Below are 23045 nucleotides of genomic sequence, written 5' to 3' on the forward strand. Positions count from 1 at the left end.
GGGCTCATGCTCGGGCGGTTCACGGGTCCGGCGTTCACGCTCAGGGGTTCACGGGCTGGTCCAGCATGCGGTGCGCGCGGGCGATGAGCGCGGGTACGGCGGAGCCGATGTTCTCGAAGCCCTCACCCACGGTCTTACCCTGCCGGAAACGGGCGTGGATACCTTCGACTATGACCGCGAGCTTGAAGTTCCCGAACGCCACGTAGAACGGAAGGTCGGAGATGTCACGGCCGGAGACCTTCGTGTAGTGGGCGGCGAACTCGGCGGCGTTGAGGAACCCGGGGGTGAGCGTCACATCTCCGGCCACCGGGATCCCCGCCCGCTCCTCGTCACCGGAGTCCTGCCAGTAGGTGAGCGTGAGCCCCAGGTCGGCCAGCGGGTCGCCGAGGGTGGACATCTCCCAGTCGACCACGGCCAGGATCTCGGGCGGACCGGGCGCCAGCCGTACGAGCGTGTTGTCGAGGCGGTAGTCACCGTGCACGAGCGTGCTGGCCGAGTGGGCCGGCATGCCCGCGCGCAACCGCGTGACCAGACGGTCGTACTCCGGCAGGTCGGCCGTCTTCGAGCGGTCCCACTGCTGGCACCACCGGCCGAGCTGTCTGGCCAGGTAGCCGTCCGGGCGGCCGAAGTCGCCGAGCCCGACCTCCTGGTAGTCGACGGCGTGGATGGCGGCCAGCACCTCGGCCAGTCGCTCCGCCAGCCGCCGCGTCTCGGCGGGCGCGGGCTCGCCGAGCTGCTCGCGGGTCCTGGCGGCCAGGCCGTCCACGTACCCCATCAGGTAGAACGGCGCTCCGATGACCTCCTCGTCGGCGCAGAACGCGACCGGCTCCGGCACCGGGACCGGCGTTCCCGCGAGCGCGGAGATGACCCGCCATTCGCGCCGCATGTCGTGCGCGGTGGGCAGCACGTGACCGAGGGGCGGGCGACGCAGCACCACCCGGCGTTCGCGGGTCTCGATGAGGTACGTGAGGTTCGACCTGCCGCCGGAGATCAGGGAGACGGACAGGGGTTCGCCCGCCTCGGGCACGTTCGCGCCCATCCAGCCGAACAGCCGGGGCCGGTCAATCCCAGGTACGGTCATGCACACACATTAGAACGTCACTCTGTCCTGAACGCTAGCTGAGAGTTGTGTAACGTTCCGGAGCTGCGGAGACGACCATCATGCGAGACCATTTACCCTGGGTATACACAGCTACCTCCAAACTAACTGAAGGTATGCCGAACGTAGGAGCCCATGCGCGTCACACTTGCTCACCCTAGCGAGCTGGGAGCACCTGAGCTGAGCCGATGGCGGGCTCTCCAGGAGGGGCACGCGGCCTTCGACAATCCGTTCCTGTCTCCCGAGTTCACGATCACGGTCGGCGAGCTGCGCGACATGGTGCGCGTCGCGGTGCTCTACGACGGGCCCGACATCGTGGGGTTCTTCCCCTTCGAGCGCCATCCGATGGGCATCGGCAAGCCGGTGGCCGCCGGGCTCACCGACGCGCAGGGCCTGGTCCACGCCAAGGACCTGGAGATCGACCCACGCCGGTTGATCAAACAGTGCGGGCTGTCGGTCTACGAGTTCGACCACCTGGTCGCGGGACAGCCGCTGATCTCCGGGCGGCACGAGCGTCACCCGTCGCCGATCATCGACCTGCGTGAGGGGCACGGCCCCTACACCGAGTTCCTGCGCCTGCACTCCGGCAAGACGTACAAGACGACCCTGGCCAAGTCGCGCAAGCTCCAGCGCGACGTCGGGCCGATCCGGCACGACTACGCGACCACCGACCCGGCGCCGCTGCACACGCTGCTCGGCTGGAAGACCGACCAATACCGGCGCACGGGGCGCACCGACCGGTTCGCGCAGCAGTGGATCGTCGAGCTGGTCGAGCGGCTGCTGGCCACGCAGACCGAGGGCTTCGCCGGGGTGCTCGACATGATCTACGTGAACGACCTGCCGATGGCCGGGCATTTCGGTCTCCGCACCCGCACCACGCTCGCGGGCTGGTTCCCGGCCTACGACACCCACTACGCCAAATACTCCCCCGGCCTCATCCATCACCTGGCGATGGCCGAGCAGGCCGCCGGTTCCGGCATCCAGGTGATCGACATGGGCCGGGGCGAGAAGGAGTACAAGGAGAAGCTCAAGAACGGCGAGTTCCAGGTGGCCGAGGGGCGGGTCGCCACGGTCGGCGCCGCCTCGGCCGTCCACTGGCTGCTGCGGGTGCCCGCGCGCAAGACCCGGGCCACCGTGCTGGCCAACCCGCTGCTGCACAGGACGGCCGACCGGGCGCTGAAGACGTTCGGGCGACTGCGCACGGCCCTGCAGTCGTGAGGGGGATCGCCGAGCGCACCGGGCGTCACTGCCTGCTGCTCCCCTCGAACCGCCTCGGCCTCTACCTCGCGCTGCGTCACTGGTGCACGCCGGGCCAGCGGCTGCTCATGTCGCCGATCTCCGCCGACGAGATCCTCTTCCTGGTGCTGGCGGCGGGCCTGCGCCCGGTGATCGCGCCGCTGTCGCGCCGTGACGGCAACATCGACGCCACCCGTGTCAACCTCGGCCAGGTGGACGCCGTCCTGACCACCAACCTGTACGGCCTGCCGGACACCGTGTCCGCCTTCACGGGAAAAATCCTGATCGAGGATGTCGCCCACGCCATGGAGACCAGCGTCGCCGGCCGCCCCCTCGGCACGTTCGGCCAGGCCGGAGTCTTCAGCCTGTCCAAGCACCCGGGCGCGGGCTCGGGTGGGGTTCTCGCGGTGGAGAGCCAGGCGGACCTGCGCGCGCTCGAACGGGCCCGCGACGCGCTGCTGGAGCCGGGCGCCTTCCGCGCCGAACTGCTGGCCGTGACCACCTCGATGGCCCGCCAGGCCGCCCTCCGGCTCGACCTGGTCCGGCCCGCGCTCCGGCTCTCGCGCCTGCTGGGCATGGAGGAGTCGCGCGAGGGCTACCGCATCCCGCTACGGGCCGACGAGCTCGCGGCGGCCATGAAGCAGGTGCCGTCGCTGCCGCCGTTCGATCCGTGGGTCCGTGCCGACCTGCACGACTACCGCGCCCGGAGAGGGGCGCTCGCCCGCTGGTACCAGTCGAGGCGGCTGGCCAAGGTGCCCGGGGAGCGGGCCCGCCGGTTGGCGGGGGTGCGCTCGCTGGCGGAGCTGCCGTCGGTGGCGGCGGGCGTAAAGGATCAGGTCGGCCAGCCGTTGTTCCGGGTGCCGCTGCTGGTGCGCGACCGGGACGCGGCGATCGCCGCGCTGGAGCGGCGTGGGGTGGTGACGGGCTACCTCTACGACCCGCCGTACGACGACTACGCGCCCGCCTTCACCGACCCCTCCCCCGATCCGGCCCCGGCCCGCTGGTGGGCCCGCCACGCCCTGCCCGTCGACCCGCTCTACGCCGCCCGCTCCCTGCCGATCCTGCGCGAGCTCGAGCCCGCCTGAGACGGCCGCGCGCGCCGGTAGCTGAGCTCCGCGCGGATGGCTGAGCTACGCGCCGGTGGCCGAGCGGATCAGCTCGGCCACCGTCCGGCAGCCGCGCCTGACCTCGGCCAGCGTGGCCGAACCGTACCCGATCACCAGGCCGTGCAGGCGCTCGGTGCCGTAGTGGTGGCGGGCGGTGGAGTCGAGCAGCACGCCTTGCCGCCGCGCGGAAGCGACCAGCCCGGGGACCGTTTCTATCGGCAGCTCCGCCACCAGGTGCAGGCCGGCCGTGTCGCCGCGCAGGCGGCACACCGGGCCCAGGATCTCGACGATCGCGCCGCGCCTGCGGGCGTACTCCAGGCGCATCCTGCGCAGGTGGCGGTCGAGGTCGCCGCGCTCCAGGAGGGTCGCGACGGCCTGCTGGACCGGGCCGCTGGTGCGGTCGGACATCGAGACACGGATGGCGGCGATCCGGTCGAGCAGCTCGGGCGAGCCCACCAGCCAGCCGACGCCGATGTCGGGGGCGAGCGTCTTCGAGAGCGTGCCGAGCAGGACGACGCGCGACGGGTCGAGGCCGTAGAGGGCGGGCAGCGGCGCGACGTCGTAGCGGAACTCGGCGTCGTAGTCGTCCTCCACGATGATCGCGCCGGTGCTCCTGGCCCAGGCGAGCAGCCGTTCCCTGCGCGGGATCGGCAGGCGCCCGCCGAGCGGGTACTGGTGGGCTGGCGTGGTGTAGAGGACGCGGAGGTCGTCGGGGAGCGCCTCGACGATCACGCCCTCCTCGTCGACGGGGCACGGCACGACCTTCGCGCCCCTGGCCCCGAACACCGTACGCGCCACGTGATAGCCGGGATCCTCGACGCCTGCCCGGCCGCCCTCACGCAGCAGCGCGAGCGCGCACAGGTCGAGGCCGTTGCCGGTGCCCCTGGTGACCAGGACGTTCTCGGGGCCGACCGTCACGGCCCTGGCCCGCCGCAGGTGGTCGGCGAGCAGTTCGCGCAGGTACGGCAGGCCGTACGGGTCCGGGTGTGCGCCAGGGGGCAGGTCGGCGGCCCGGCGCCAGGCCCGCTTCCAGGCCGCGTGGTCGTAGTCGCGCACCCAGGGAGTGCCGGGAGTCAGGTCGATCATCCGCTCGGCCGATGGACGCGGCGGCGGCTGCGGCGCGGCCGGCGGCTCGACGGCCAGGTGTGACGCCTCCAGCGCGGCCACGAACGTGCCGGAGCCGTGCCGCCCCTCCAGCCACCCCTCCGCGTACAGCTGCTGGTACGCCTCCGTGACCACGGTCCTGCTCACACCGAGCTGCTCCGCGAGCCCGCGCGAGGACGGCAGGCGCTCCCCCGGCGCGAGCGTCCCGGCGAGCATGGCCTGGCGCAGCCAGCCGGTGAGCTGTGCCGAGAGCGGGACACCCGACTCCCTGGACAGGGATACGGGCAGGTCGACGAGGGTGCGCACGAAAGTGGTCTCCGGGAAGCGGTCATTAGTGGCCCTACAGGCTATGTCCACTTTCTCATTACCGTGGCCCCATGCTCTCCACCACACCCCGCACCACGCTCGGCCGCTCGAAGGACCGGGGCAGCAGCGACAGGAACGACCTGTACGAGGTGCTCGACGCCGGGCTGATCTGCCACCTGGGTGTGGTGGTCGACGGCCACCCCATGGTGGTGCCCACCGGATACGGGCGCCTGGGCGAGACCCTCTACCTGCACGGCTCCACCGGCGCGCGGTCGCTGCGCGCGAGCGAGGGCACGGACGTGTGCGTCACCGTCACCCACCTCGACGGCATCGTGCTGGCCCGGTCGATCTTCCACCACTCCGTCAACTACCGCTCCGCGATCATCTACGGCCGCGCCCGGCTGCTGACGGACCCGGAAGAGCGGCTGGCCGGGCTCCGCGCCGTGTCCGAGCAGCTCGCGCCGGGCCAGTGGGACTACGTCAGGGAGCCCTCGCCCAAGGAGCTGGCCGCGACGGCCGTACTGGCCCTGTCGCTCGAAGAGGCGTCGGTGAAGATGCGGCGCGGCGGTCCGCTGGACGAGGAGGAGGACTACGAGCTGCCCATCTGGGCCGGGGTTCTGCCGCTCGTGACGTCCTGGGGAGAGCCCCTGCCGGACACGGCACTCCCAGAAGGTATCGATGTACCTGTTCACATCCGCGGCCGGAGGTAGTTCCATAATTCAGGAACCACCTGGCAAACTTCTCTCCTTGATCACACGTCTCATCAGGTGGGCCCAACTCCTGATGGGGGATGGCGATGGAGTGGAACGCTCCTGGTTATACGGAGATCAAGCAGCTCGGGGCGGGCGGCAGCGGCCGAGTCGTGCTCGCGGTGCACGATGAGACCGGCGTCAAGGTCGCGATCAAGTACCTCTCGCAGCGGTTACTCAGCGACCCGGTGGCCCTGTCCAGGTTCCAGTCGGAGGCGCGGCTGCTGACCACGCTGCGGGACCAGAACATCGCCACGCTGTGGGAGTACATCCAGGACGGCTACGGCGCGGCCATCGTGATGGAGCTGGTCAACGGCGTGTCCCTGCGGGCGCTGCTGCGCGAGCACGGGACGACGGGGCCGGAGGCGGCCCTGGCCGTGCTCAAGGGCTCGCTGCTCGGCCTGGCCCGAGCCCACTCGCACGGACTGGTGCACAAGGACTACAAGCCCGAGAACGTGATCGTCCGCGACGACGGGGCCAGCAAGCTGGTCGACTTCGGCATCGCGGTGCGGCAGGGGACCGCCTCGCGGGCCGAGGGCACGCCCCCGTACATGGCGCCCGAGCTGTGGGAGAACATGCCCGCCTCGCCCGCCACCGACGTGTACGCGGCGACGGCGGTGTTCTTCGAGTGCCTGACCGGGCACCGGCCGTACCGGTCGACCGAGCCGAGCGTGCTCGGCTACCAGCACATGCACGCGCCGATCCCGGTCCACGACGCGCCCGAGCCGGTGCGCGAGCTGATCACCCGCGGAATGGCCAAGGACCCGGCCGCGCGGCCCGTCAGCGCCGCCGCGTTCGTTATCGAGCTGGAGGCGGCGGCGCGGGCCGCGTACGGCGAGGACTGGGAGGAGCGCGGCAGGCGGCGGCTGGCCGGGCTGGTGGCCCTGCTCGCCCTGCTCCTGCCCGTGCCCCAGACGCCTCCCGCCGAGGTCACGACCTCGCTGGCGCAGACCGTCTTCCGTACGACGCTGCGTACGGCCAAGCACAACGCGGCCCGGCTGGCCATGGGCGTGGGGGTGGCCGCGGTCGCGACCATCGCCGTGATCGTCGTGCTGTCGAGCCGCGACCAGGCCGTGGAAGTGGCCCTGGCGAGGCCCTCGCAGTCGCAGGGACCGGCCGAGGAGGGCTCACCGCCGGCCACGCCGGTCACGTTGAGCCAGCCGCCCGAGGAGTCCCCGGTCGGCCTGCCCCGCGACCAGCCGACGGCACTGGCCGTAGCCTCCCCCAGTCCCAAGCCGCACACCGCCGAGCCCGTGGTGGCCACCACGCCACCGACCACCAAGCCCGCGCCCACGCCTACTCCCAAGGTCACTGTCACCAAGCCTGTTAAACCCACGCCCACAGTCACCAAACCCGGCAAGCCCACGCCGACCAAGACGCCTAAGCCGCCCAAGACCATCACGCCGACGCCCATCGTCACCGTGACCACGCCGACGGTGACGCCGACGCCGGTCCCGGTGACCTCGGTCGCGGGCCTCACGCTCGGCGGGCTGACGTTCAACGACGACAACGTGGCCGGCTCCTCGCTGTCCATCCGCACCACAGCGTCCATCCGCACCACCGGCACGGGACCGGTCACGGCGACCGCCGCCTGGTCCGTGGGCGGCGTCGGCGTCCGCAGCCAGACCCTGCGGCTGAGCGGCGACCGGTCCTATGACCGCGCGCTCAGCTACACCGCGGACGAGCGCCCGTGCGGCAAGACCGTCACGCTGACCGTCACCACCTTCCCCGCCGCTCCCGGCGGGGCACGGACGGCCACGGTGAACGTACCGCCGTGTCCCACGCGGGTGACGGGCCTGCGGGTCTCGCTCGATCTGGCCGCCTCGCCGGGCCGTACGGCTCAGGCCCGGGTCAGGATGACCACCAGCGGCACCGCCGAAGTGCCCGTCGAGGCCGCGTTCGCGCTGAACGGCGACCAGGTCGCCACCCGCTCGGCCACCCTGTCCGGCCGGACGGCCTACTCGCGGACGTTCACCTACACCTTCAGGTCCCGCCCGTGCGACACCACCGTCTCCGTCGTGGTCCGCGCGGGCGACCGGACGGCCACCGCCCGGACCAGGGTGACCTGCCCGCCGAGCGTGCGGAAGGTGTCGATCGTGCGGGCCTCGCTCAGCCCGCGCGGCCCGGCCACCGCGGTCGTCGCCGTCACCACGGACAACGACCAGCCCGTACGGCTCAGCGTCGCCTTCTCCCTCGGCGGCCGGATCGCGCACACCGAGACCCTGACCCTGTCCGGCGACACCTCCTACACCAGGACCGTGAGCTACACCTTCGACAAGGTGCCGTGCGGCACGTCCTGGCTCGTGACGGCCGCCACCCGGCCCACGGCGGACAACGGCGGCGACAGCTCGGGCGGCAGGACCGCGGCCTGCCAGGAGGACCCGCCCACGGACGACGACCCACCCAAGGACGACCCGCCGAAGGACGACCCCACGAAGGACGGACCGAAGACCCCGGCCCCCGACACCCCGTCGGACGACGATTCGGGCACCATCGGTTGACCTCCGGATTCATACTGTGTCCGGACATTAACTGTGGGAAAGCGGTCGCCTCTGGTTAAGCTACGGTCCGTCTGATGAGGGTGGGGGCCCAGAGGACCGCAGAGGGAGACCGCATGTACGACGACCATGGTCAGTGGGGGGTCCCGGGCTACACCGAGATTCGCCAACTCGGCGCGGGATCCGCCGGGCGGGTCGTGCTGGCCCGGCGGGATCACGACGGCGTGGAAGTGGCCGTCAAGTACCTGTCCGACGAGCTCCGGTCCGATGTCGGCTTCGTGGCCCGGTTCCGGCACGAGGCCCGGCTGCTGGGCACCATGCGCAGCCCGCACAACGCCCGCCTGATCGACTATGTCGAGGCCGGCGGGGGCGCGGCCATCGTCATGGAGCTCGTCAACGGGGTCTCCTTACGGGAGCTGCTGAGGTCGGAGGGTCCCACGGGCCCGGAGGCCGCGCTGCTCGTGCTCAAGGGCTCGTTACAGGGCCTGGCCGCGGCCCACGCGATCGGCGTCGTGCACCGCGACTTCAAGCCCGAGAACGTCATGGTCCAGGGCGACGGCTCCAGCAAGCTGGTCGACTTCGGCATCGCGGTCAGGACCGGCGAGGACGCGAGCGCCGCCGGCACCCCGCCGTACATGGCGCCCGAGCAGTGGTCCGGCGCCTCCGCCGCACCGGCCACCGACGTGTACGCCGCCACCATCGTGTTCTTCGAGTGCCTGACCGGCACCCGCCCCTTTCGCTCGCCCAACCTCGCGGCGCTGGCCCGCCAGCACCAAGGCTCGCCACCGCCCATCGAGGAGGTGCCCGGCCCGCTGCGGAACCTGGTCGAGCGCGGCCTGGCCAAGAACGCCCTCGACCGCCCGCCGTCCGCCGACGCCTTCCTGATCGAGCTCGAAGCGGTCGCGGCCAGGGCGTACGGGTCCGACTGGGAGGAGCGCGGCAGGCGCCGCCTGGCCCGGCTGTCCGGCCTGCTGCTCATGCTGTTCCCCAGCCCGCCCGAGGTGCCGGCCGAGACGCAGACCTCGCTCGCCGAAACCCGTTTCACCGAGCCGCGCGGGCTGCTGAGCAGGCTCTCCACGAAGATCCTGGTCGGCACCGCCTGCACGGGCCTGCTGATCGGCGTGGCGGTCGTCCTGGTGAAGACCATGTCCAGCGAGCCCGCCCTGCAGGCGCAGACCACGCAGGTGACGCCCACCACGACGGCGCCGGAACCGTCCGCCGCGGCCGAGGAGGAAGAGGAGCCCTCCGAGGAACCCACGCCGACGGCGAAGGAGACGACGCCGGAGCCGACGACCCCGGCGAGCACCGCGCCACCGCCCGTCACCAGCGCGACGCCGAAGCGGACGCCGACGCCCACGCCGACTCGCAAGCCCATCAGGACCGTGAAGCCCAGGCCGTCGAAGACCGTCATCAAGACTCCGCCGCCGGTCGAGTCGGCCGAGCCCGAGTTCACCGGCACGGTCGACAGCCCGCCGTTGGGGGCCACGGCCGCCGCCACGAAGGCGCCCACGACCGCGCCCCCGACCGTGCGTCCGACGCGTACCCTCAGCAGCCCGGAGCCCTCCTCCAACCCGCCGAGCAGCCCCGGCAGCGGGGAAGGCAGCGGCAGCGGGGAAGGATCCACGCGGACTCCGTCACCGCAGGACGGCGCCCTCCTGGGGCTCGTGCTGGTGACGTCTGGCGCGCTTCCGGTCACACTTGCGGTTAAGCGCCGTATGGCGGGACGACATCGGAGAAAGCGCTAGAAAGGCGTCGGGGGGCTACGGCGATGGACAACCCGAGGAACGGTATCGCCGGCTTCCGGCTCACCGAGCACACCTGGAACACCGAACTGGGCAACTGGATCGACGCGATCTCGCCCGACGGGCGCCGGGCAGGGGCCCTGCTGTTCGACCCGAAGATCATCGGGCTGCCCGGGGTGCGCGAGCGCGTCGTGGCGACGGTTCTGACCGACCAGCGGCTGGTCCTGGGCGGGCTGGCCGGGCTGATCCCCGTCGCCGACGTCGTCGCGGCGGGCGAGCAGGTCTGGCTGCTCACCGCGCAGGCCGTGAGCCCGACGCTGTCGGACCTGCTGGCCTCGGGGGCGATCGAAGCGAGCGGCGCGGCGGCCGTACTGGCGGAGACGGCCCAGACCCTCCTCGCGCTGCACGCGGCCGGGGTCACCCACGGTTCGGTGCATCCCGGCTCGGTGGTCATCACCGCCGAAGGCGCGGCGCTGCTGTCGGAACGCGGCTTATCCGACGCCATCCGCGGCCAGGCCTCCCCACCGGAGCGGGACGTGGCGGCGTGGGCGTCCCTGGCGCGGGCGCTGGCCGCCTCGGTCACGCGGAGCGCCCCGCGCGCGGCGGCCCTGTTCGAGCGGGCCGCGGTCACCACGACGACGCACGGCCTGGGCACCGCCAGGTCCGTCGTGCTCTCCGAACCCGCTGCGCTGCCGGGCGGGGCGATCAGGCACGATCAGCTGGCCCAGGCGGCCCGGGGCAGGTCGGCGTTCGCGCATCCTCCCGTGGAGGCGCAGCCGCCGCTCGACGAGGGCGACATCGTCACGCTGCTCGCCGTTCCCAGCCCGCATCAGACGCCGGTGCACTTCGGGCCCGGCGTGAGCTCTGGAGTGAGCACGGAGTCGCCGCAGGCCGCCACCACGGCCGAACGGATCTGGCGCGAGGGCCGGGAGCAGGTCGGAACGGTCCAGCGCGGCGGCAAGCCAAGTAAGGCGGCACGGGCGCGGCGGCGCCGGACCATCCTCTCGGCGATACTGTTCGCGGTCATCATGGGCGGCGCGATCCTGGCCTGGCTCAAGCTGAGCGGCGCGCCGGAGCTGGCGATCAAGTCGATCGACGTCGTGGCCCCGAAGAAGACGCAGGGCTGCGACAGCGCCGTCGTGGTCACGGGCAAGATCGTCACGAATGGCGAGGCGGGCGAGATCAGCTACGAGTGGCGCAAGAACCTGGACAAGGAGGTCGTCAAGCAGACACTCCAGACGACCGCCGACCAGACCTCCTACACCGTGCCGCTCCGGTGGACGCTCAAGGGCAAGAGCACCGTCAAGGCCACGGCCACGTTGCGGGTGCTGTCTCCCGGTCCGCTCAGGACGGACAAGGCGAGCTTCACGTACAAGTGCTGATCCCTGAGCGCTGATCTTGGGCGCTGATCTTGAGTGTTGGTGCCGAGCCAGCAATGCATATCAAAGCTGTTGTTACTACGCTGACGAACATGACCACGCAGACCCCCGCGGGCTGGTACCCCGACCCGTACGGATCGCCCCAACTCCGTTGGTGGGACGGCGGCCAGTGGACGGACGCCACCCACCCGCTGGAGCAGGGGGCGTCACCGCAACAGCAACCGCCGTCCGGACCGCAGCAGCAGTCGAGCCCCGACTGGTCCGCCACGCCGGCGAACCCGACGCGGCAGTTCGGGCAGCCGACATACGGACAGGCCGCGTACGGGCAACCGACGCAGGAACAGCCCGCGTACGGGCAATCCACCCAGGGCCAGCCCTCTTATGGGCAACCTGGTCAGGGCTCGGCCCCCTACGGGCAGGGTCAGTGGGGTAACACGCCGCTGCCCGGACCCGGCTACGGTACGCCGCCGAAGGAGAGCAATCCGCTGCCCTGGGTGTTCGGCGGCCTGGCGGCGCTGGTGGTGGTCGGCCTGATCGTGGTGGCCGGGATCTTCTTCGTCAACCGCAACACCGACGGCACCCTCGCCTCGTCGCCGACGCCCAGCGAGACGGAGCAGCTGCCGCAGCAACAGGAGACCACCGAGCCGCCACCGAGCATCACAGAGCTGCCACAGCCCCAGGACGGCCGCATCACCGACCCGCAGGCCAACCTGTCATACCAGGTGCCCGAGGGCTGGAAGGTGCCGGCCGCCAGTTCCCTGAACGGCAGCGACCCGTCCCAGCAGGCCTGGTCGAGCGGCGTGGGGGCGACCTCGCAGGAGAAGTACAACGGCAAGGACGACTGGAGCGGCAACGTCTACACGGGACTGCTCAGCAAGAGATACCCCTACACGGGGACGGACGGGCTGGAGGACACGGCCAAGGCGGTGTTCGTGGACTTCGCCCAGTACTACCCAGTTACCCACACCAACAAGATCATTCAGGACAAAGCACTCAAAATCGGCGACAAGTCCGCCTGGGTGCTCCAGTTCCAGCTCGACTTCTCGAAGGAGTCGAAGGCCAAAGGTTACAAGTGGAACAAGGAAAACGGCGCGATCGTGGTGATGGATCGCGGCGCGGGCCAGAGCCCAGCCCTCGTATACGTGTCAGTTCCGGACAATCTGGGCACCGACGTGGTCGAGAAGGTTCTCAGCTCGCTCAAGCCCGCGTAACCGGTGGCACTAGGCTGGTGGGGTATTCAGGCGGGCGGATGACTCCGAGCCGCTTGGGCGAGGAGATCGAATGAGTGACTTGCTGGTCTGGATCGACTGCGAGATGACCGGGCTCGACCTGGGTCGCGATGCGCTCGTCGAGGTGGCGTGCATCATCACCGACAGCGAGCTCAACCAGCTGGACGAAGGCGTCGACGTGGTCATCAAGCCGCCGCCCGAGTCGCTGGAGCAGATGTCGCAGGTGGTCCGCGAGATGCACACCGCCTCGGGGCTGCTGCCCGAGATGGCGGGCGGGGTGACGCTGGCGGAGGCGGAGTCGCTCGTGCTCGACTACATCCGCCGCCACATCCCCGAGCCGAAGAAGGCGCCGCTCTGCGGCAACTCCATCGGCACCGACCGCACGTTCATCGCGCGCGACATGCCCGTGGTCGATGGCTATCTGCACTACCGGATGATCGACGTGTCGTCGATCAAGGAGCTGGTCCGCCGCTGGTACCCCCGGGTCTACTTCGCCGCCCCGGAAAAGCAGGGCGGACACCGCGCTTTGGCCGACATCACGGAGAGCATCAGGGAGCTCCGCTACTACCGGGCGGCCATCTTCGTCGGCCAGCCCGGCCCCGATTCTGCCACCGCCAGAGCGGTCGCCGAGCGCGTCAGCGGCTAATCGAGTGGCGTAAAGACTCCCGAAGAACGCTACACTTTTCCTGTGCCGCCACGTCGGCGGCCAATGGTGGGTGTAGCTCAGCTGGTAGAGCGCCAGGTTGTGGTCCTGGATGTCGAGGGTTCAAGTCCCTTCACTCACCCCATGCACGCGGCCGGTCCTTCGGGACCGGCCGTTGTCGTTTTTCTACGGCAACGTCCCCAAAACATGACATTGCGAGTTATGCTCGCTGTCTACCGCTTACGCCGGATGCGCGGGGGCCTCGGCGATCTGACCGTCTGCGCGCGCCCCCGGAGGCCGGATGAGAGTCGAAGACGCAGCGTTCGATAGCGTGTTCACGTCCCTGAGCAAGCGCGAAACCGAGGTCATGGACCTGATCGCCACTGGGCAGTCGAATGGGCAGATCGCGCAGCGGCTGTTTCTCAGCGAGAAAACGGTCAAGAACCATGTCAACCGCATCTACGCCAAGCTCGGCGTGGACTCACGCGTCACCGCGATCGGCCTCTGGCAGTCTCGTCCCCTGCCCTGACCCGGCGATCTCGCGCGTCTCGCCGTGTCGGGCTGTCTCGCGTGACGGCCCTTCTCAGGTGGCGGGCCACCTCACGTGGCGAACCCCCGCGCGTGGCAGATCCCCGCGCGTGGCAGATCCCCGCGCGGGAGTTGCGGGGCCTTTGTCTTACGGTCCGCATGTCTTTTTACGGCCGGCATGGGGCACCCCCACCCGCCACACGTGGCTGAGCTCTGTCCAGGGGGACGCTCCTCCGGTGGAGGTGGTCAGCCGCCGTTACGAGACGGTGAGACCGTCTAAGGGCCATTTGTGAGCCCGAGCCCACCCTCTGATGACGCCCTGCGGGGAGGCCCGGCGATTCCCTGCGGGGAATCGTGCTCCGTCACCCGGGTGGGCTAGAAAGGGGGCGTGGAACGATTCGCGAGCGAGCTGCGGCGATGGCGTAGCAGTCGGCGGGTGAGCCAGCTGGAGCTCGCCAACCGGGCCGGCACCACCCAGCGTCACCTCAGCTTCATCGAGCAAGGCCGTTCCCGCCCCGGGCGGGCCATCGTCGTACGCCTGGCCGAGTCACTCGAGCTGTCGCTGCGCGAACGCAACGGCCTGCTGCTGGCGGCCGGCTACGCTCCCGTGTTCCCCGAGTCGGGTCTGGACGACGCCATGCTGCGCCCCGTACGCGAGGCTCTGGACAGCATCCTCGACGGGCACCTGCCGTATCCGGCGGTCGTCGTTCGGCCCTACGGCGAGTTGCTGGCGGCCAACGCGGCCTTCGGCGTCCTCACCGAGGGGGCGGCGCCCGAGCTGCTGAAGCCGCCGGTCAACGTGCTGCGGCTCGCCCTGCATCCCAAGGGCATGGCCCCTCGGGTGGTCAACCTCGCGGACTGGGGCCGGCACATCATCGAGAGCCTGCGGGCCGAGCTCCTCCGCAGCCCGGATCCGCGGCTTGACGCGTTCATCGCCGAGCTGGAGTCCTATGTGCCCGACGCGGTGCCGGGGAGCGATCATCTCGGGTTCGCGGTGCCGCTGCGGTTGCGTACCGGCGACGCCGAGCTGCGGCTGCTGACTACGCTCACGTCCTTCGCCACCGCGGTGGACGTCACGCTGGCCGAGCTCAAGCTGGAGGCGTTCCTGCCCGCCGACGCCGCCACAGCGGCCTTCCTGCGGTCCCGCCACCGCCACTGACCCCGACTTGGCCGACCCCGCCCATGACCGCTGTCGGCCTGGGCTCGACCCGCCCGCTCCCCCGCCACTAACCCCCTCCCGGCCTCCCACGCAAGCAGGCGTCGCGGACTTCACGCGGCGTCGCCGCCTGACCGGAGCTTCCACCGGCACTCTGCCCCTGCCTGCTCCAGGTAGCGAGTGAGAGTCCGGCGTGGAGGGTGAGCGGGCTGTCCGGTGGCCCGCATCACCTCCGCCAGGTCGTATGCCTGCTCGCCGGCGTCAGGCGATCTTGGGGGTGGCGCGCATGCCGACGTACACGCAGGCCGTGCCGTCGGCCAGGGTGGAGAAGACGACGGGCATGTAGTCCTCGCTGAAGGACGGGCCCGCCCCCGTGGCCGCGAAGACGGTCTGGGTCACCGGGAGCAGCTCCATGTCCAGGGGCGGGGACATGTCCTTCATGTCGTCCACGAACTCGTAACGCATGCGCAGGCTGTCACCGTCGTCATCACCGGCGCCTCCGCTGTCCTGGCTGACGGTGATGACGACGCCGGCGCGCCGGTAGGTGCCGAGCAACGGGGTGACGTCCACGGTGGAGGGTTCGGCGGGCGGGCCGAAGGGGGCGGGCATGGTGACGCCTGCGAGTTCGGCGAGCAGGTCGCGGAACAGGTCGGCGTACAGGAGCCGGGCGCTGCCGCCGTTGGTCAGCAGGACCAGGGCGAGACCGGCGTGCGGGACGACGCGCAGGTAGGCGTACTGGCCGATGGCGGCGCCGTCGTGGCCGTAGCCGGGAACGCCGTTCCAGTCGTAGAGGGTCCAGCCGAGGCCCCAGCCGTCGGCGGAGACGGTCCACTTGTCGGGCACGTCGGTCTCGCGGCGCTGCATGGCGGCGACCGCCTCGGCCGACAGCACCGGGCCGCCGCCGGCCAGGTGCATGGCGGCCAGGCGGGCCATGTCGCCGGCGGAGGTGATGACGCGGCCGGCGGGGCCGGCCGAGCGCGGCATGAGGTCCCAGGCGGGGGCCGGGTCGGGGTCGGCGCCGGGCTCGCCCAGGTGGCTCATCGCGGCCGAGAAGCGCAGCGCCTCCTCCGGCAGCGTCATCGAGCGCTCCAGGCCGAGCGGGGTGAACAGCAGGTCTTTGAGAGCCTGGTCCCAGGTGCGGCCGGTGAGGACCTCGATGAGGCGGCCCAGCACGATGTAGCCGAGCCCGCCGTAGGAGATCGCAGTGCCGGGCGGGCAGTCCAGCGGCACGCCCCGGGCGGCCTCGACGTAGCGGGCCAGGCAGTCGTCGCCGCGCCCGCCGTCGTAATTGAAGTCGTTGGTGACGCCGCCGGTGTGCGACAGGAGTTGGCGGACGGTGATCGTCCGGGTGGCCACGGGGTCGGGGGTAGCGAACTCGGGCAGGACGTCGGCCACCCGGGTGTCCAGCGTCAGCCGGCCCTCGTCGATCAGCCGCATCACCAGAGTGGCCGTGTAGACCTTGGCGATCGAGCCGGACAGGAACACCGAGTCGGTCGTCACCTCCACGCCGGTGCCCCGGTGCAGCACGCCGCTCGCCAGCTCGTGCACCCGCCCGTTGACCAGCACCGCCAGCGACGCGCCCGGCACGTGATGCCGCCGGCGCAGCTCGTCGAAGCGCGCCTGCCAGCGGGCCAGGTCAAAGGTCTGTCCCTGCGAGCCGGCACTCCCCCAGTCGCCGCTGGCCGTCCAGCCACCTTGCTCGGTCCACTGCACGTTCGTCGCCATGCTTCCTCCTGTACGCCGTTCCCTGATGCGCACACTGTACGCATAGTGGATCGGTGTACGCAACAGCGCACGGTGAAACGGTCGAGGCGGTCAGCAGACATGGGGCCCCGCCCAGCGGCGGGGCGGCCGTGCAGCAGCCGCAGCGGTGCGGCGCTCCAGCCGTGCGGCCGTGCAGCTTGGCGGGCCTTCGTTGGTCACAGGGTGGGATCACTGTACGCATGCTGCGAACGCCGTACGCTACCATGGGGGTCCCGCAACGAGGAGACCTGATGCCAGCCGAGAAGCAGCCCATCCCCTCGGTATGGGCCCGCCCGCGTCCCAAACGGGAGCAGCCGTCGCTGAGTCGCGACCGGATCGTGTCCGAGGCCATCCACCTCCTGGACACCGAGGGCATCGACGCCCTGAGCATGCGCAGCCTCGGCGCCCGGCTCGGCGCCGGAGCCACGTCTCTCTATCGACACGTGGCCAACAAGGACGAGCTGATCGAGCTGGTCGTGGACGAGATCTACGGCGAGGTACGGGTGCCCGCCGCCGACCCCGCACGCTGGCGGGTGGCCGTCACCGAATCCGCCCACAGCCTGCGCTCGATGGTGCTGCGTCATCCCTGGGTCGTCTCCGTGCTCGGCCAGATCGGGCTCGCCTACCTCGGGCCCAACCTGATGCGGCAGTCGGAGCGCATGCTCGCCCTGTTCAAGGCGGCGGGCATTGCCGTTGACGAGGCCGATCAGGCCATGAATCTGCTCATCGCCTACGTCATCGGAATGACCACCAGCGAGGCCGCCTACCTGTCGGTGCTAGCCCGCAGTGGCCAGAACGAGCAGGACTGGCTTGAGAGCCTGCGACCGACCACCGAACAGGCCCTGCAGGACTACCCGCTCCTGCGCGACGGGCGCGCCGCGGAGCAGACCAAGGATCCGGAGCAGATCCGCGCAGAGTCCTTCGTCTACGGCGTCGAGCGCATCCTGGATGGCTTGGAGACCAGGCTCGGCCGCACCCCCACCCGTTGAGACACGGCCGGAGGACGACGGAGCGGAACCGATAGCCCACTTCTGCAGGCGGCCGATGCGGAGCGCTTTCGCGGCCGGCTCCGAGCCGGCCATGGTGTTCGGCTTCGTCGAGCCGAACGATGCGGGTCGAGTCCGGCGTAGGTGTCGAGCAGGACACGGGCGCGGTTCTGGCTGGGGCGGGGCGTCGGGGCTGGTGGCGCGGGCCGCGTTTTGCGGCAGGGAAACGCTCGGCTCGCTGATCAGCGGGAACACCGTCAACGCCGGATAAATCGCCCCCCGAGCCAGTGCCGTGTCGCTGGCCCGCGGGGCGTGGACGACGCCGCATGGACGACATCACGTGGACGACATCACGTGGACGACGCCCCGTGGACGCGTGCCAGAGGCCAGGCGGCCTAGGTCCGCGCCATCAGTGGGAGGGCCGCCGAGATGGCCGTGAGGCCGTGTTCCAGGTCGGATTCGGGGATGTTGAGCGCGGGCCTGAGCCGTACCGACCGCGGCCCGCACGCCAGGAGCAGCACGCCCGCCTCGTCCCGCAACCGCGTGACCAGCGCGTCGCGCGTGGCCCCGTCGGGCAGGTCGAACGCGCACATCAGGCCGCGCCCCCGGGCGTTGGAGACCAGGTCCGGGTGTTCGGCCTGCAGCTTGACGAGGCGTTCGACGAGGACGGTGCCGAGGGTGGCGGCGCGCGGGATGAGGTTGTCGCGTTCGATGATCTCCAGGAGGCCGCGCGAGCGGACCATGTCCACCAGCCCGCCGCCCCAGGTCGAGTTGATCCGGCCGCTGACCTGGAAGACGTTGTCGGGGACCAGGTCCACGCGGCGGCCCGCCATGATGCCGCCCACCTGGACCTTCTTCGCGAAGGCCACGATGTCCGGCGCCAGGCCGAGCTGCTGGTAGGCCCAGGGGGTGCCCGTGGTGCCGCCGCCCGTCTGCACCTCGTCCATGATGAACAGCGCGTCGTACTCGTGACACAGCCGCTGCATCGCCTGCAGGAACTGCGGGCGCATGTGGTTGTCGCCGCCCTCGCCCTGGATGGGCTCGGCGATGAAGCAGGCGATGTCGTGCGGGTGCGCCTCGAAGGCGGCGCGCGCCTGGGCGAGCGCGTGCTCCTCGGCGGCCTCCACATCTCCGAGGTGTACGGCGGGTACGTCGATGCGCGGCCAGCGGAACTGGGGAAAACGGTCGGTCTTACCTGGTTCGGTATTGGTCAGGCTCAAGGTGTAGCCGCTGCGGCCGTGAAACGCCTTCGTCAGGTGCATGACCTGGGTGCCGAGGTCGCGGGAGCGGCCCGCCGCCTCGTTGCGCCGGCTCTTCCAGTCGAAGGCGGTCTTCAGGGCGTTCTCGACGGCCAGCGCACCGCCTTCGACGAAGAACAGGTGGGGCAGCTCGGGGTCACCGAGGACACGGGAGAAGGTCTCGACGAAGTCCGCCAGGTGGGCGGTGTACATGTCGGAGTTGGCGGGCTTGCTACGGGCCACCTCGCCGAGAAGCCGGACGAACTCCGGGTCGAAGGGCGGGTTCACGCCGAGCGGCGCGCTGGCGAAAAACGTGTAGAAGTCAAGGTATCGGCGGCCGTTGCCGGCATCGACGAGCCAGGAGCCTTGGCTGTGCTCCAGATCGAGCACGAGCCGGTAACCGTCGACGAGCAGATGGCGGGCAAGGCGGTCGTGTACGTCCATGTCACCTCCACGTTGAAACCAGACATGGCATACGTTTCCCGGCCGAACCTAGGTCTATGCGGAAAATCTCCGGAATTCAGGCGGCATGGGCGAACTTCTTTACCTCGAACGACAGCACGATCATCGCGATGCCGTACAGGATGGCGAAGATCCCGACCAGCCAGACCAACGTCAGCAGTCCCGCGCCGGGCCAGATGAGCAGCAGGACGCCGAAGACGATGGACAGGATCCCGCCGATGATGAGCATCCACTCGTTCTCGATCACCTTGCGCATCTGCACGCCCGCGACGATCTCCGATGCTCCGCTGAGGATCGCCCAGAACGCGATCACGAAGAGCAGGACCAGCGCGGTCTTGCCCGGCCAGACGAAAGCTATGATCCCCGCCAGGATCCCGAGAATCCCGGAGATGATGAGCCAGACGCGGGAGTCCGTTCCATGCCGGAAGGCGGAGAACACCGAGACGAGCCCGCTGACGATGGCGTACGAGCCGAAGAAGATCACGAGCACGAGCAGCGTGATCGCGGGCCAGATCAGCGCCAGGATGCCGAAGATCACCGCCAAAATGCCGCGGATCAGGACGAGCCACCAGTTGCGTGCGATTTGCTCCATACTGGTGTGATCTCCCGATCGATCGCGCAAGCAGCCCACAGCACGGTCAAAACTCGGTAACCCGCCACTGTCAGGGCGAAAGCACCTAACCGCGCAGGCCCTTAGGCGTGGGAGTAAACCACGATCGACACCGCGATGTACTGCACCAGGTAGGCGGCGATCGTGAACGCGTGGAACACCTCGTGGTAGCCGAACCAGCCGGGCGCCGGGTCCGGGCGGCGCAGACCGTACACGATGGCTCCGGCGCTGTAGAAGACGCCGCCGACGGCGACCAGCACGACGGCGGCCACGCCCGCGCCCGCGAGCAGCTGCGGCAGCACGAAGATCGCGGTCCAGCCGAGCGCCAGGTAGAGGACCGTGTACAGCCAGCGCGGCGCGCTCATCCAGAACACCCGGAAGAGCACCCCGGACAGCGCGCCGCCCCAGACGACCGCTAGGACGGCCACGCGGGCGGCCCCGTCGAGCGCGAGGAGCGCGAAGGGCGTGTAGGTGCCCGCGATGATCAGGTAGATGTTGGCGTGGTCGAAGCGCCGCAGCGCCTCCGCCAGGCGGGGGCCCAGCGTGCCGCGGTGGTAGGTGGCCGAGATGCCGAAGAGCAGACCCGAGGTGATCGCGTAGATCGCGGACGCGAGACGGGCCTGCAGGGTGGGGCCGAGCGCCACGAGCGCGAACCCGGCGACCAGCGTCACGGGCAACGCTCCAGTGTGCAACCAGCCTCGTAGCCTCGGCTTCGCGGTGATGGTCGTCATATAACCTACGGTACCGTAGGTTATGGCCACGTTGAGGGTGTGGGCCCTCGACGAGACGAAGGTCATATCCCGCTGAGGAAGACAGTCATATCCCGTTGAGGAAGCGGGCCGCGACCGGCAGCGCGGCGCTCCGGCCCGAGCCGCCGTTGCGTACGAAGACGCTGAAGGCCAGGTCGTCGCGGTAGCCGATGAACCAGCCGTGCTCCCGCCCGCCAGTGGCCTCGGCCGTGCCCGTCTTGCCGGACACGCCCGCGGGCAGCCCGGCGGCGGCGGCCGTACCGTGGTCGACGACGGCGGCCATCATCTCCCGCAGCGCCGCGATCGTCCCCTCGTCGAGTTCGACCGGTTTGGCGGCCGGGCCGTCGATCCGCTCGGCGGCGGCCTTGGACAGGATGCGCGGCACGCGCAGTGTGCCGCTCTCGACCGCCGCCGCGACCATCGCCATGCACAGCGGGGTCGCCTCCACCGTGCCCTGGCCGAAGGAGTCGGCCGCCAACTCGTCCATGCCGTCCGGCGGGTCCATCCGCCCGCAGTTGCCGCCCAGGCCCGTGGCCAGCTTGGCACCGCCGAACCCCCACTTCGCGGCGGTCTCGACAAGATCGTCACCCGATAATCGGGCGACGGCCTCGCGCACGAATGTGGTGTTGCAGGAGTACGCGAACGCGTCGGCGAACGTCACCTGGCCGTGCGCCTGCTCGCCCGCGTTCTTGACCGTCCTGAAGTGCGGGATCGTGTACGTGGCCGGGCAGTCCACCTCCGCCGCCGGATCCAGGCCCGCCTCCATCAGCGCCGCCGCCGTAACCGTCTTGAACGTGGACCCGGGCGGGAAGAAGTCGCGGAACGCGCTGTAGTTGCCCTCCAGCCGATCGGCCACCGCGAGCACCTCACCGGTGCTGGGCCGGATCGCGATGATCGACGCGTCCCGTACCCCGTCGAGCGCCCGCGCGGCCGCCGCCTGCACCGACCGCGACAGCGTCGTACGCTCCAGGTTCACCTTGGGCTCGACGGTCATGAGCCGCCGCGCCTGCTGTCCCGGCAGGGCGGACTCCAGCGCCCACCCCTGCGCCACCTCGTCGAACTCGGGCTTGAGCTCGGCGAGATAGGACTCGGCGTAGCTGTCGTTGGGGATCTTGTCACCCTCGCTGGTCACCAGTTCGACCGCGGGCCGGTCGAACTCGGCCAGCCGCACCGTGCCCCCGTCCTTGAGCCGGGGATCCAGCGTCTCCGGCGCCCAGAGCACCTTCCAGGTCCGGTCGCGCACGGCCAGCCGCAACGTACCGCTGAACGGCCACGCCCCGAACTCGCTCAGCGTCCTGAACCCGGTGAACGGCACCTCGGCCGAGGCCTCCCCCGTGCTCTTCACGGCCCCGGGCCGCAACTGGATGTCCTGAACATGCAGGTCGTCCGAGAACGACCGGTGCCGGGTGACGAAGTCCGCCGGCGGCTGATAGACCAGGGCGGCCATGGCCCGCAGGTCCCCCCGCTGCCATGCCGTGAAGTAGGCGGCCGAGGTCTGCGCGGCGCTGCCCTTGACCCGCTTGGACACCACTGTCGCGAAGACACCTGCACTTACTACCGCAACAACGGCGATAACCAGCACAATCAGCCTTCGTCGTCGCATACGGTTACTCCCAGGAGGGGATCATCGTGGCACGAGGACAGCGGGAGCCGATGCCCGGCCTTTACCCGGTGACGTTCGGCGAGATCGAACTGCTCCGGGACCTGGACAGGCAGGACGGCTGGGTACTGTCCAAGGATGGCGTACCTCAGTCGTACGTTGACTTACAAGACCCTACATATCTGGAATTCGAGTACGTACGGCTTATGGCGGACGTGATCGACCTTCTTCCGGAAGGCGCACTCGCCTGCGTCCACGTGGGCGGCGGGGCGTGCACGATCCCGCGCTATGTCGCGGCCACCCGGCCAGGGTCCCGGCACATCGTCCTCGAACCCGACGGGCTCCTGGTCAACCTGATCCGCGAGCAGCTCGACCTGCGGTCCGTGCCACGGCTGAAGGTGATCGTGCAGGGTGGGCGCGAGGGCACCGCCAAGGTCTGGGACGACTCGGCCGACCTGCTGGTCCTCGACGCCTTCTCCGGCGCCACCATGCCGGTCGAGCTGGCCACGACGGAGTACATGGGCGACATCTCCAGGGTGCTGCGCCCGTCGGGCACGCTGCTGATCAACATGGCGGACGGCAAGGGCCTGGCCTTCGCCAGGCGGCTCGTGGCGACGGTCCAGGGGACGTTCCGGCATGTCGCGCTGCTGGCCGAGCCGGGCGTCATGCGCGGGCGCCGCTTCGGCAACCTCATCGTCGCCGCCTCGCGGGCGGAGCTGCCGATCGACCTGCTGACCCGCCGCGCGGCCGGCGGCCTCACCCAGGCCAGGTGTGTGTACGGGGAGGCGCTGACGAACTTCGTCGCGGGTGCCCACCCGATCAAGGACGGCGACGCGGTGCTGGCCCCGGTGCCACCCCCGGCCGTCTTCGGCTGAGAAGCTG

The 23045-nt window shown here is 70.4% G+C and carries 19 protein-coding genes and 1 tRNA gene; 13 read left to right on the plus strand and 7 right to left on the minus strand.

The window, feature by feature from the left end:
• Nucleotides 1-40: 40 nt before the first annotated feature.
• Nucleotides 41-1081: a phosphotransferase family protein gene (locus ACGFJ2_RS12595; RefSeq protein WP_358178194.1), complete on the minus strand. Its 1041-nt coding sequence runs from the start codon at nucleotides 1079-1081 to the stop codon at nucleotides 41-43.
• 153 nt (nucleotides 1082-1234) lie between these two features.
• Here ACGFJ2_RS12595 and ACGFJ2_RS12600 point away from each other — a divergent pair, with 153 nt between their 5' ends.
• Nucleotides 1235-2317: a GNAT family N-acetyltransferase gene (locus ACGFJ2_RS12600; RefSeq protein ID WP_357956056.1), complete on the plus strand. Its 1083-nt coding sequence runs from the start codon at nucleotides 1235-1237 to the stop codon at nucleotides 2315-2317.
• On the plus strand, nucleotides 2314-3420 hold the full coding sequence (locus tag ACGFJ2_RS12605; RefSeq protein WP_358178196.1) for a DegT/DnrJ/EryC1/StrS family aminotransferase: 1107 nt from the start codon (nucleotides 2314-2316) through the stop codon (nucleotides 3418-3420). The genes ACGFJ2_RS12600 and ACGFJ2_RS12605 overlap by 4 nt, the downstream gene beginning before the upstream one ends.
• Nucleotides 3421-3465: 45 nt before the next feature.
• Here ACGFJ2_RS12605 and ACGFJ2_RS12610 read toward each other — a convergent pair whose 3' ends face one another.
• Complete coding sequence (locus tag ACGFJ2_RS12610; protein WP_393467533.1) at nucleotides 3466-4851, minus strand: PLP-dependent aminotransferase family protein; 1386 nt, start codon at nucleotides 4849-4851, stop codon at nucleotides 3466-3468.
• A gap of 71 nt (nucleotides 4852-4922) precedes the next feature.
• On the opposite strand from ACGFJ2_RS12610, the gene ACGFJ2_RS12615 reads away from it, so the two are divergent.
• The 9 genes from ACGFJ2_RS12615 to ACGFJ2_RS12655 all read left to right on the plus strand — a co-directional run bounded on the left by ACGFJ2_RS12615 (nucleotide 4923) and on the right by ACGFJ2_RS12655 (nucleotide 14778).
• Nucleotides 4923-5561 (plus strand): pyridoxamine 5'-phosphate oxidase family protein, encoded by a 639-nt coding sequence (locus tag ACGFJ2_RS12615; RefSeq protein ID WP_357956063.1) that lies wholly within the window; start codon nucleotides 4923-4925, stop codon nucleotides 5559-5561.
• 86 nt (nucleotides 5562-5647) lie between these two features.
• Nucleotides 5648-8101 (plus strand): serine/threonine-protein kinase, encoded by a 2454-nt coding sequence (locus ACGFJ2_RS12620; protein WP_393467536.1) that lies wholly within the window; start codon nucleotides 5648-5650, stop codon nucleotides 8099-8101.
• A gap of 113 nt (nucleotides 8102-8214) precedes the next feature.
• On the plus strand, nucleotides 8215-9843 hold the full coding sequence (locus ACGFJ2_RS12625; RefSeq protein WP_393467539.1) for a serine/threonine-protein kinase: 1629 nt from the start codon (nucleotides 8215-8217) through the stop codon (nucleotides 9841-9843).
• A gap of 23 nt (nucleotides 9844-9866) precedes the next feature.
• A complete protein-coding gene (locus ACGFJ2_RS12630; RefSeq protein WP_393467541.1) occupies nucleotides 9867-11222 on the plus strand; it encodes a hypothetical protein in 1356 nt (451 codons plus the stop codon).
• Nucleotides 11223-11311: 89 nt separating this feature from the next.
• Complete coding sequence (locus tag ACGFJ2_RS12635) at nucleotides 11312-12430, plus strand: DUF2510 domain-containing protein (protein ID WP_393467543.1); 1119 nt, start codon at nucleotides 11312-11314, stop codon at nucleotides 12428-12430.
• Between the two features lie 70 nt (nucleotides 12431-12500).
• The gene (gene orn, locus ACGFJ2_RS12640; RefSeq protein ID WP_358178208.1) at nucleotides 12501-13094 is read left to right on the plus strand and encodes an oligoribonuclease; all 594 of its coding nucleotides are present in this window, start codon (nucleotides 12501-12503) and stop codon (nucleotides 13092-13094) included.
• A gap of 66 nt (nucleotides 13095-13160) precedes the next feature.
• Nucleotides 13161-13236, plus strand: a tRNA-His gene (locus ACGFJ2_RS12645).
• Nucleotides 13237-13392: 156 nt separating this feature from the next.
• The gene (locus ACGFJ2_RS12650) at nucleotides 13393-13620 is read left to right on the plus strand and encodes a response regulator transcription factor (RefSeq protein ID WP_357956073.1); all 228 of its coding nucleotides are present in this window, start codon (nucleotides 13393-13395) and stop codon (nucleotides 13618-13620) included.
• Between the two features lie 387 nt (nucleotides 13621-14007).
• A complete protein-coding gene (locus ACGFJ2_RS12655; protein WP_357956075.1) occupies nucleotides 14008-14778 on the plus strand; it encodes a helix-turn-helix transcriptional regulator in 771 nt (256 codons plus the stop codon).
• 258 nt (nucleotides 14779-15036) lie between these two features.
• Here ACGFJ2_RS12655 and ACGFJ2_RS12660 read toward each other — a convergent pair whose 3' ends face one another.
• Nucleotides 15037-16500, minus strand: a complete 1464-nt coding sequence (locus tag ACGFJ2_RS12660; protein WP_393467546.1) for a serine hydrolase domain-containing protein — start codon at nucleotides 16498-16500, stop codon at nucleotides 15037-15039.
• A 269-nt stretch (nucleotides 16501-16769) separates the two neighbouring features.
• Here ACGFJ2_RS12660 and ACGFJ2_RS12665 point away from each other — a divergent pair, with 269 nt between their 5' ends.
• Nucleotides 16770-17507, plus strand: coding sequence for a TetR/AcrR family transcriptional regulator (locus ACGFJ2_RS12665; protein ID WP_393467549.1), 738 nt, complete (start codon nucleotides 16770-16772; stop codon nucleotides 17505-17507).
• Nucleotides 17508-17899: 392 nt separating this feature from the next.
• On the opposite strand, the gene lat is transcribed toward ACGFJ2_RS12665, so the two are convergent.
• The 4 genes from lat to ACGFJ2_RS12685 form a co-directional block, all read right to left on the minus strand.
• Nucleotides 17900-19186 (minus strand): L-lysine 6-transaminase, encoded by a 1287-nt coding sequence (gene lat / locus ACGFJ2_RS12670; protein ID WP_393467552.1) that lies wholly within the window; start codon nucleotides 19184-19186, stop codon nucleotides 17900-17902.
• 76 nt (nucleotides 19187-19262) lie between these two features.
• Nucleotides 19263-19796: an HdeD family acid-resistance protein gene (locus ACGFJ2_RS12675; protein WP_357956083.1), complete on the minus strand. Its 534-nt coding sequence runs from the start codon at nucleotides 19794-19796 to the stop codon at nucleotides 19263-19265.
• A 101-nt stretch (nucleotides 19797-19897) separates the two neighbouring features.
• Nucleotides 19898-20545 (minus strand): hemolysin III family protein, encoded by a 648-nt coding sequence (locus ACGFJ2_RS12680; RefSeq protein WP_393467555.1) that lies wholly within the window; start codon nucleotides 20543-20545, stop codon nucleotides 19898-19900.
• 85 nt (nucleotides 20546-20630) lie between these two features.
• Complete coding sequence (locus ACGFJ2_RS12685; protein ID WP_393467557.1) at nucleotides 20631-22091, minus strand: penicillin-binding transpeptidase domain-containing protein; 1461 nt, start codon at nucleotides 22089-22091, stop codon at nucleotides 20631-20633.
• Between the two features lie 101 nt (nucleotides 22092-22192).
• Here ACGFJ2_RS12685 and ACGFJ2_RS12690 point away from each other — a divergent pair, with 101 nt between their 5' ends.
• A complete protein-coding gene (locus tag ACGFJ2_RS12690; RefSeq protein ID WP_357956090.1) occupies nucleotides 22193-23038 on the plus strand; it encodes a fused MFS/spermidine synthase in 846 nt (281 codons plus the stop codon).
• Nucleotides 23039-23045: the final 7 nt, after the last annotated feature.

This window comes from Nonomuraea sp. NPDC049028, assembly GCF_043197735.1.
Taxonomy (GTDB): Bacteria; Actinomycetota; Actinomycetes; order Streptosporangiales; family Streptosporangiaceae; genus Nonomuraea.